General features: G+C 70.6%; 7 protein-coding genes. 3 read left to right on the top strand and 4 right to left on the bottom strand.

The features are described 5' to 3' along the window. A partial coding sequence (locus tag ACWGH4_RS07790; RefSeq protein ID WP_453457044.1) for a sigma factor-like helix-turn-helix DNA-binding protein occupies positions 1 to 799 on the top strand: 799 nt, incomplete at its 5' end. Positions 800 to 881: 82 nt separating this feature from the next. Here the strand turns inward: ACWGH4_RS07790 and ACWGH4_RS07785 are convergent. Together ACWGH4_RS07785 and ACWGH4_RS07780 are read right to left on the bottom strand one after the other, a co-directional pair. Beyond that, positions 882 to 1535 carry a hypothetical protein gene (locus tag ACWGH4_RS07785; RefSeq protein ID WP_453457041.1) on the bottom strand — a complete coding sequence of 218 codons (654 nt, stop codon included), beginning with the start codon at positions 1533 to 1535 and terminating at the stop codon, positions 882 to 884. A gap of 138 nt (positions 1536 to 1673) precedes the next feature. Beyond that, positions 1674 to 2261, bottom strand: coding sequence for an isochorismatase family protein (locus ACWGH4_RS07780; protein WP_453457038.1), 588 nt, complete (start codon positions 2259 to 2261; stop codon positions 1674 to 1676). Positions 2262 to 2503: 242 nt separating this feature from the next. Between ACWGH4_RS07780 and ACWGH4_RS07775 the strand changes: the two genes are divergently transcribed. Next, positions 2504 to 3313: an N-formylglutamate amidohydrolase gene (locus ACWGH4_RS07775; protein WP_453457035.1), complete on the top strand. Its 810-nt coding sequence runs from the start codon at positions 2504 to 2506 to the stop codon at positions 3311 to 3313. A 43-nt stretch (positions 3314 to 3356) separates the two neighbouring features. On the opposite strand, the gene ACWGH4_RS07770 is transcribed toward ACWGH4_RS07775, so the two are convergent. Then, positions 3357 to 5234: a rhamnogalacturonan lyase gene (locus ACWGH4_RS07770; RefSeq protein ID WP_453457032.1), complete on the bottom strand. Its 1878-nt coding sequence runs from the start codon at positions 5232 to 5234 to the stop codon at positions 3357 to 3359. Between the two features lie 314 nt (positions 5235 to 5548). On the opposite strand from ACWGH4_RS07770, the gene ACWGH4_RS07765 reads away from it, so the two are divergent. Beyond that, complete coding sequence (locus tag ACWGH4_RS07765; protein ID WP_453457029.1) at positions 5549 to 6646, top strand: hypothetical protein; 1098 nt, start codon at positions 5549 to 5551, stop codon at positions 6644 to 6646. A 703-nt stretch (positions 6647 to 7349) separates the two neighbouring features. Here the strand turns inward: ACWGH4_RS07765 and ACWGH4_RS07760 are convergent. Continuing rightward, positions 7350 to 7710, bottom strand: a 361-nt coding sequence (locus ACWGH4_RS07760; protein WP_453457026.1) for a tetratricopeptide repeat protein, incomplete at its 5' end; no start/stop codon positions are given.

The following is a 7710-nucleotide window of genomic DNA, read 5'->3' as shown; positions in this document are numbered from 1 at the left end:
GATCAAGGTGCCGGAAGCATGGCTGACGAAGGTCGTCACCAACCTGTGCCTCGACCGGCTCCGCTCGGCACAGGCCCGCCGCGAACGCACCGTCGGCGCCTGGCTGCCCGAACCACTCCTCGACGGCGACCCCATGCTCGGCCCCGCCGACACCTTCGAGCAGCGTGAATCGGTCTCCCTGGCCGTGCTGACCCTCATGGAACGCCTGTCACCTCTCGAGCGGGCCGTCTACCTCCTGCGTGAAGCGTTCTCACACAGTCACGCCGAGATCGCCGAGATCCTCGACATGACCGAGTCCGCAAGCCAGCAGCACCTTCACCGGGCCCGGCGCCGCATCACCGCGGCGCGACGCCGCGGTGGCAGCGAAGTCGACGAGGCGTCAGCCCGCAGGATCGTCGAGGAGTTCCTCGCCGCGGCCTCCTCGGGCCGCACGGAACGGCTGGTGGCGCTGCTCACGGACGACGCGACGGCGATCTCCGACGGCGCCGGACTGGCCGAGAGGCTGCTGCGGTTCGACACTCCGCAGCGCGTCGCCGCCGTCGCACGGGCCGGCTTCAAACCCACCCCCGCCAAGCGGCGATTCGCCGGCGGCACTCCTGCCGTGCACTACGCGGCCCTCAACGGCTCCCCGGGCATCCTCTTCGTGGTCGGCGACCGAGTCATCGGCACCGTGACGTTCGACATCGCCGACGGCAGGATCGCAACCGTGCGCGGCATCGCCGCCCCCGCCCGCATCGCACGCGTCACCGAAGCCTGGCGGCAGCACGAACCGGACGCGCCGCTCATCACCCGATGGTGACCCGACGCCGACCCTGGCCGGGCACAGCACCGCGCTGCGGTGTACCCCTCGGCGTGGGCGACGCCCGAGCCGGTCCGGCCCGTCAGACCGGGTATCCCATCTCCTTCGCCTCCTTCACGACCTGGGCGAAGGAAGCGGCCGGGTTCAGACGCTCCACCAGGTCCTGGGTCAACGGCCGCTGCTCGTATATGCGGCGCACGGCGTCCAGGTCCACGGGTCGCTCGTAGTAGTCCTCGGCGAACGACTGGAACGCCTCCGGGCTCGGATCGACGGGCAGGTCGAACATCCACCCGGAGCCGTCGGGGTCGTCACTGTCGTCGGGGAAGTCGATCCGGCCCGCGTGCCAGCGGTCGTCGCCCGTCCGGCGCCACAGGCAGAAGGTCACACTGGGCATGTCCTCGTCCATGAAGGCCGGCTCCTCGACGTATGCCCGGAACACGTCGGGCACCTCGTCAAGCACGCCCGGCCAGACCGTGTCGTCGGCGTACGGGCTCATCGGCGACTCGTGGTCGAAGCCGCGGACGTACACACCCGCGGGCGAGAACACGATGTCGAACTCGTCCCCGCTGCCGTTGCGCATGGCGAAGACCTCTTCCGTGTCCGACCATGCGGCGTCGAAGGTGTAGTACCGGTAGTCGCCCTGGTTCAGCACGGCTTCCGCCATGGCGATCGACCGGCACAACTTCAGCAGGTCGGGAATGGCGGGCAGCGCGGCGGCGACGTCATGAACAGTCATGCGCCCATACAAGACCACCCCACTGACAACGCGGCGCCGACGGCGATCCCCACACGGCACGGGCGCGGCCGTCCGGGTCGTCCCGCCCGGTGAGGGGCGTGGGGCGCCCGGGTCCTCCTGGCTCTGGGGCACCGGACGTCAGCGATGCCCTTGGGGAGGCGCGGCCGTGAAGTGCACGTCCGACGCGTGTGCCGTGATCTCGACGTCGTTCCCGAGGGCCCACTCGGCGACCCGCGAGACCGTCGCGGCGGGAATCGCGTCGCTGATGCCGGGCGCAGCCGGGATGTTCTGCGTCGCATGTGCGTCGTGCGGCAGGACGACCCGGTAGCCGAGCGCAAGGGCCGTGCGCGCCGTCGCCTGGACGCACATCTCCGACATCACACCGCAGACGGCGATCGACTTCACGCCCGAGTCGGTGAGCAGGCTCCCCAGCGACGTCCGTGCGAAGCCGTCGTCCTGCGGTTTGCGGATCACGACCTCTGTGGGGCCGTTCAGGACAGGGTGGTGGAGTTCCCAACCCGGGGTGTGCGGTTCGTCCTCCGACCCGGCGAACCCGTCGTTCTGCAGGTGGACGACGAGCGCCCCGCTCTTCCGCGCCCGGGCTATCAGGTCGGTCGTCCGGTCCACCAGGCGCGCCGCGTCAGGGACGGCACCGTCGCCGGTGACGAACGCCGACTGGACGTCGACCACGATCAAGGCCTCTACAGGAAGGGGGAGATGAGTCATGCGGCCCATCATGTCCGTCGCCGGCACGCACCTCCACCGGATTGCGGGCCGCCCACGCCGGCTCTCTCGCGGGCGGCCGCACGGCCCGGCACGGGGGCGCCGGGCGGGGGCCTGGGGTCGTTGTCGGACCCCGCCGTTAAAGTCGGTGGAGATCGTCCGCGCCGTCACGGCGACCGGGCGTCCCCATGGCGGAGAGGCGCGCTGCCTCCCCGAGTTCGAACCACCACAGCAAGGAACACCACGTGAACGACACCAGCACCCCGGCCTCCTACCAGCTCCTGCCCGGGGCGGCCGACTCCCCCGTGATCCTGCACGTCCCACACTCCGCCCGGACCGTGCCCGACGGTGTACGCGCCGGCATCGTGCTGGACGACGCGGCGCTCCGGACGGAGCTCGACCACATCACCGACTCCCACACCGCCGAGATCGCCGCGGGCGCCGCGGCGTCCGCGACCGTCGCGCCCTGGCGATTCGTCAACGAGCTCTCGCGTCTCGTCGTCGACCCCGAGCGCTTCCCCGACGAACGGGAGGAGATGCTGGCCGTCGGCATGGGCGCCGTCTACACGCGGACCACGCACCGGGAACAGCTTCGCCCGTCCGGCTTCGACCCGGCGGCGCTGATCGCGGACTACTTCGTTCCGTACGCGCGGGCCGTGACCGACGCCGTGGACGCCCGGCTGGAGGCCGTGGGGCGGGCGGTCGTGATCGACGTGCACTCGTACCCGACCGAGGCCCTCCCCTACGAGCTGCACGGCGACGGTCCCCGGCCCCCGATCTGCCTCGGCACGGACTCCTTCCACACGCCGCCGGAGCTGCTCGCCGCGGCGCGGAAGGCGTTCTCGGGCTTCGGCGGCACCGGCCTGGACAGCCCCTTCGCGGGTACGTACGTCCCGCTGAAGCACTACGGCCAGGACCGGCGGGTCGGCGCCCTGATGATCGAGATACGCCGCGACGTCTACATGTCGGAGCCCGGCGGCCCCGCCGGACCGGGCCTCGAGGCCCTGGCCGCGGCGCTCGCCGAACTGGTGGACGCGGTGGGGGCGTCGGCCTGAGCGGGCCCGTCCCGGGCCGTCGGCGCGGCCCGGGACACCGTCGTCACCGCCCGAGGAAGTAACTCGGGTGCGGCGGCTGGTTGTACGCGGTGTTCTGCCAGGCCAGGCCCGTGCGGTACATGCGGTCCTGGAGCAGGGTGGTGAACCGCTTGTCCGTCTCGATGGGCGTGGAGTAGATCCGCAGTGCGGTGTCGCCGGTCGTCGGCCAGACGACTTCCTCGCGCCAGTCGCCGAGGATGTCGCCCGAGAGCGACGGAGTGGACTTCGTACCGTTGTTGGAGTGCACGCCGGACGCGGTCAGCAGCCTCGTTTCGCCGCTGGTGCCGTACTTGTCGATGCGGGTGCCGTCCAGCAGCTCGCGCGTCGTGTCACCGTCCCACCAGGCGAGGAAGTTGACCGACGACGGCTCTCGGCCGCGGGTGCCGCCGGTCTTGTCGCGTATGGAGGAGTCAGCCGCCGACCACATCTCGGCGCCGGCGTTGCCCGCCCAGATGTCGCCGGCCACGCCGCGGCCGTTGTCGCTGCCCGATCCGGTCTTCCAGCGGACGCCGCCGTTCGCCGGGTCGATGTACAGCGAGGACGGCTGGCTGGTCGACTCGGAGACCTTGAAATACTCGAGGCCCGGGTCGTCCGGGTCCAGGTCCGCCAGATGCTGGGCGTCGCCGTGGCCGGTGCGGGTGGTCCACAGTCCGCTGCCGTTGTCGTCGACGGCCATCGCACCGTAGACGATCTCGTCCCTGCCGTCGCCGTCCACGTCACCGATGGACAGGCTGTGGCTGCCCTGTCCGTCGTAGCCCTTGCCCTGGTTGGTGGAGCTGTTGGTGTCGAAGGTCCAGCGGCGGGTGAGCCGGCCGTCCCTGAAGTCCCATGCGGCGATGACGGAACGGGTGTAGTAGCCGCGGGCCATGATCAGGGAGGGAGTGCTGCCGTTCAGGTACGCCGTGCCGGCCAGGAAGCGGTCGACGCGGTTTCCGTAGCAGTCGCCCCAGTTGCACACGGTGCCGCGCGCGGGCACGTAGTCCACGGTGGAGACCGCGGCACCGTCCGAACCGCGGAACATCGTGAGGTACTCGGGGCCGGTCAGGATCCGGCCCTCGCTGTTGCGGTGGTCCGCACCGGAGTTGCCGATCACCGTGCCTGTGCCGTCGCGGGTTCCGTCGGCGGTCTTCATCGCCACCTCGGCCCTGCCGTCGCCGTCGTAGTCGAAGACCTGGAACTGCGTGTAGTGCGCGCCCGACCGGATGTTGCGGCCGAGGTCGATGCGCCACAGGCGGGTGCCCTGGAGGGTGTAGCCGTCGACGATCGTGTTGCCGGTGTAGCCGGCCTGGGAGTTGTCCTTGGAGTTGGTGGGGTCCCACTTGAGGACGATGTCCAGGTCTCCGTCGCCGTCGAGGTCGCCGACGGAGGCGTCGTTGGCCGCGTAGCCGAAGTCGGAGCCGCCTGCCGGTTTGGAGATGGGCACGTCGAGATACCCGGCCCGCAGTTGGACGGCGTGCGCGGAGAAGCCCTGCTCCTGGCCGTTGACGACGGCCTTCACCTGGTAGTCGGCGTGGGACGGCGCGTTCTTGTGCCGGAAGTTCGTCGAGCCGGTGATCGGCCGGTCGTTGACCCTCGTACCGGCACGGTAGACGTTGAACGCCACGTCACCGGGATCGCCCGCCAGCAGGCGCCAGCTGACGAGGTTGTCCGCCCCGTCGTGGACGCTGACCAGTCCGCGGTCCAGGTTCTCCGCCTGCACGGTGGCTGCGGCCGTGACCGGACCGCCGGCGCTCGCGGTCGAAGCCGGGGAGGGGGACGGGGCCGAGAGCGCGAACGAGAGCGTTGCCGCGCCGCCGAGCAGAAGGCCGCCGGCGAGGCCTGCTGCTCCGAACCTGCGCAGATGTCTCGGGCGCCTGTGGCGGCCGTCGAGTCCGATTCGCACGTGTCCTCCTGAAGTGGGGGATGGAAGTCCGGGCCGTTGCTGCACTGTTCGTCGCCGCCGTCCGTGGGAAGGTTGCCGCCTCCTCCGTGAAGAAGTCCCCGCGGTGCGTTCGGCGTCGGGGCGCACCGCCGATCCCTGACCGACCGTGCGTCACGCACCCCGGGACACACGGCGGCACTGGGGCGGGGCCGGCCGGCCCGCCGCCGTGGTGGCCTTCCGGACATCGGCGCTCTGCGACAGACTTGGGCCCTGCGCAACGACAGGTGCCGCCGCCCGGCGGGTGACCAGGCGCTTCCGTGGAGGGGGACTCTGCGATGGCCGACGCACCGGACAACGCACTGCCGGACGATGAGGTGCTCGCGGCCGTCGCCGAGCACCGGGGACGTTCGGGCGAGACGGAACTGCAGCGCCTGGCGAGCAGCGCCAGGATCGAGCACCAGCCTCTCCTCGACTGCACCGTCACCCGCTGCATCGAGTCGCGGACGACGGGCGAGCAGACCCGCCCGGCGCCGTTCGACCTGTCGGGACGCCCGGTCGTCGAGGACCTGGACGCCTATCGGCAGGACCCTCCGAAGGATCCTCGCGGGCGTGAGACCGTGCACGTCGTTCTGGAGGGTTCGGTCCGTGAAGTGCCGTGCCACGACTGCAGCAACGGCAAGCAGCAGTGCCCCAACTGCAAGGGGACGGGGCGCCTTCAGTGCGAGCCGCAGGTGCCGTGCACGGACTGCAAGAGCGTCACTTCCTGCACCAAGTGCCGCGGGCGGGGAGGATCACGCAAGGCTCCCGTGACACCCGTCGCGCCGCAGAACGTGAAGCGCACCGGCGTACGCGTCGACTGCGCCCTGTGCGAGGCGTCCGGTACGGCGTGCCCGCGCTGCCTGGGCTGGGGAAAGACGCTGTGCACCGACTGCGGCGGTGACGGCAAAGTGAAGTGCCGGCATTGCCAGGGGCGGGGACGGTGGACCTGCGACACATGTACGGGCAAGGGACGCCTCACCGTCTGGCGGGGCGCGACCATCACGCGGGCGCCGGAGGACGAGGACGTGGCTCCCCCACCGCCCCGCGCGCCGTGGATCATCCGGTCACGGCTCAAGGGCAGGGGCGCGTGGCGGGAGACGGTGGTGGGGGCAAAGGACCGGCTGCCCGCGGATCTCGCCGCTCACCATCGTTCCGCGATCGAGCGGAGCCTCGTGAAGAAGAGGGGCGAAGTGAGCAGGCAGGTCTCGATCCGCCACCTGCCGCTCGCGCGCGTGGTGCTGGCGGAGGAACAGGACCGCGTCTATTACGTCTACGCGGGCGTGACCCGGCCCCAGGTGACCTGGATCCCGTCGCGCCGCTGGGTCTCGCGTGTCGCCGCGGGGGCAGCCGCCGCCATGACGACGGCTGTTCTGCTCTTCGTCGCGCTGCGGTAAGGGCTGTCCTGGGGTCCTGTGGGGAGACAGACCAAGTAGTGGGCCGCGACAAGCACCTGCGGGAAGTGGGTGCGAACTCAGCTCGCTGCGGCAGTTCGGATCCCCAGAGCGACCCCGGCTCCCGCCAGGCGGTTCGTCCAACACCGGAATCGGGGGGTGTCGATCCTCGTCCGCGAGGCAGCGACCACCGATGTCCAGAACAGCAACCACACCAGCACGACGGCCACATGCACGACCGCAAGCGTGGCCATCTGCGGCGCAGCGCGTGCTGCGACGCAAGGGGTTCAGTCCGTACGGCGTCGCGCACTCCTCGATCTTTCTCGATGGGAGCTGGCGGGACGGGCTGCTGTGGGAACGCCTCCTCAGCGACCAGGACTTGTCCGGTCGATCGTGATTACTCCTGGCTCATGTCGCTGATGTGGACATAGGACGGGGTGGTCTGAGTGCTGCGGAGTGGGAACGGCTGCGGCCGTTTCTGCCGGTCGGTAACGGGCGTTGCGGCCGGTGGCGGGACCATCGGCAGGTGATGACGGGATTCTGCACCGGGGCGGACCAGTGTGCAGTGGCGTGATCTCCCTGAACGATTCGGGCCCTGGAAAACGGTCTGCGAACGCCACCGGCTGCGGTCTACCTCGGTACGGCAAGTGCGGCAGCCCTCGTCATCTGGCTCCGAACATAAGCGGCCGAACAAGTCATAGCCACGTCACTCCGCCTCGGCCGTGTAGCGGGCATGTTGGTGCCGCACGTGGAGAGTGTCGGGGTGGTCGGGGCCGAGGACCCGCACGCGGTCAGGAACCAGGTCGGCGTACAGATCCCGCGCGGCAGCCGGGTCACCCGCCTCGGCCGTGCAGAAGGCATGCCAGTCCCGTGCGCGGAGGGTCTCGGGATCGTCAGCACCGAGGGCCCGGATGTGGTCGCGCACCAGATCGGCATACAGATCCCGCGCGGCTGCCGCGTCACCGGCCCCGGCCGTGTAGCGGGCGTGCTGGTGCCGCACATGGAAAGTGTCGGGGTGGTCCGGGCCAAGGACCCGCACACGGTCGGGAACCAGGTCGGCGTACAGA

This window comes from Streptomyces sp. NPDC054847 (assembly GCF_053610925.1).
This window is presented reverse-complemented; position numbering and strand designations above follow the sequence as displayed.